The sequence below is a fragment of the Xanthobacter sp. BG11Y11_SDJG genome (assembly GCF_057364445.1).
Genome location: NZ_JBNFNU010000560.1, coordinates 1 through 2,085 on the forward strand (window position 1 = coordinate 1; position 2,085 = coordinate 2,085).

Genomic DNA, 2,085 nt, shown 5'->3' on the forward strand with positions numbered 1-2,085 from the left:
GATGAGGCGGCATGGCGGGATCGTGCCACGGCGCGCGCGTCCTCGGCGCATCGGCCGGCTGGAGTTCGGGCATCAGGGCGGCGGCGGCGCCGGCCGAGAGCGCGGTGGCGCCGGCCGGCGCATCGCCACTGAAGATGCCGGCGAAGAAGCCGTTCAGCCAGGCGCGCTGCTCCGCCGTGAAGGGCGCGCTGTCCGGCAGATAGGGCACGAGGGGCGGGCGGGACTGGAGGCTCATGGGCGAATCTCGATGATGGCGCGCGCCTTTGGCGCGCAAGTCTTGCGCTGGGTCCCGGCTCTCCCTCCACTGCGCTTCGCTGCGTTGCAGTCGGCCGGGAAGCCGGACTGCCCTCGCGCCCCGGACGCATGGAGCGCCAGCGGAATGCGAGCCGGGGCCCAGCGCAAAAGGTCGCGAAGCGGCTGAATCGACTGGGTTCGGGTGTTCATGCCGCCTCCGCCAGCGCCTTCAGCGCCTCCGGGTCGAGGCGGCGGGAGAACTGGGCGAAGGTCTCGCCGTCCCGGCGGTGGGCCATCCACGCCTTCAGCAGGCCCTCGACGAGGTGGGGCACATCCTCGGCCTTCACGTCGCGCTTCAGTTCGGCGGCGATGGCGGCGTCGGTGCCGAAGCCGCCGCCCACCAGCAGGTGGAAGCCGTCCACCGTGTCGCCGTCGTCATTGATCGGCACCCGCGCGCCGATCAGGCCGATGTCGCCGATATAATGCTGGGCGCAGGAATTGTGGCAGCCGGTGACGTGGATGTTCACCGGCGCGTCGAGCGCGAGGCGGCCCTCGCAATGGGCCTGGATGGCGCGGGCGTGCCCTTGGTGTCGGCGGCGGCGAAGCGGCAGCCCTTCGAGCCGGTGCAGGCGACGAGCCCGGCCTGGAGCGGGCTCGGCTCGGTCGTGAGGCCGAGGGCGCCGACGGCGGCCGTGGCGGCCGCGACATCGGCGTCCGGCACGCCCGAGATCAGGAGGTTCTGCCAGACGGTGAGGCGGATGTCGCCGTCGCCGAAGCGCGCCGCGATGTCGGCGAGGCCGTGCATCTGGGCGACGCTCATGCGCGCCACCGGCAGGCCGACGCCCAGATAGTTCAGCCCCGCCTGCTTCTGCGGGTGGATGCCGAGATGGGCGAGCCGGTCCGGCGCGGCGCGCGGCGCCACGGCGGCGGCCGGGATGCGGGTGAGGGGCGCGCCGAGCTTCTCCTCCACCTTGGCCAGGAAGCCGTCGAAGCCCATGGCGTCGAGCACGTATTTGAGCCGCGCCTTCTTGCGGTCGGAGCGGTCGCCGGTGTCGATGAAGACCCGCACGATGGCGGCGGCGACGGCGGTCGCGTCGTCGGGGCGCACGATCACCCCGGTGTCGCGGGCGAAATCCTTGTGGCCGGTGATGCCGCCGAGCGCGAGGCGATACCAGACGCCGCAGGCGACGCCGAAGCCGTCCGTCACCTCCACCGCCTGGAAGCCGATGTCGTTGGTGTCCTCCAGCGCGCCGATGGTGCCGGCGCCGTCGAAGGCCACGTTGAACTTGCGCGGCAGGCCGTACATGTCGCGGGAGTTCAGGATGTAATGGTGCCAGTCGCGGGCATGGGGCCGCGTGTCGATCAGCTCCAGCGGGTCGATGCCGGCGGTGGGGGTTCCGGTGACGTTGCGGATGTTGTCGGCGCCCGAGCCCTTGGCGGTGAGGCCGAGCGCCACGAGACCCTCCAGCACGTCGAGGGCGGAGGTGGCCGGAATCTCACGGATCTGCAGGTTGGCGCGGGTGGTGATGTCGCTGTAGCCGCCGCCATGGGCAGCGGCGATGTCGGCGACGCCGCGCATCTGCCAGTGGGTGAGGATGCCGTTCGGGATGCGCAGGCGGCACATATAGCTGTCCTGCGCCGGGGCGACGTAGAACAGGCCGTGATACTTCCAGCGCAGCATGTCCGGCCCCTTGGGGAAGACGCCGTCGCGCGCGTGGCTCCTGATCTTGTCGTAGGAATCGAGGCCCAGCTCCTCGCGCTTGGCCTTCTCCTCGGGGGTCAGCTTGCGCCCTTCCGCCTCCTGGCGCGCCATGGCGCGGTGGCTCGCGGCATCCGGCCCGGTGGGCTCGG

Annotated in this window: 2 pseudogenes; both read right to left on the reverse strand. The window is 71.8% G+C overall.

The features are described from left to right. Positions 1–235 (reverse strand): annotated as a pseudogene (locus tag AC2W7M_RS24375) (sulfite reductase subunit alpha); the annotation flags it as partial. Between the two features lie 205 nt (positions 236–440). After that, positions 441–2,085 (reverse strand): annotated as a pseudogene (locus tag AC2W7M_RS24380) (NirA family protein); the annotation flags it as partial.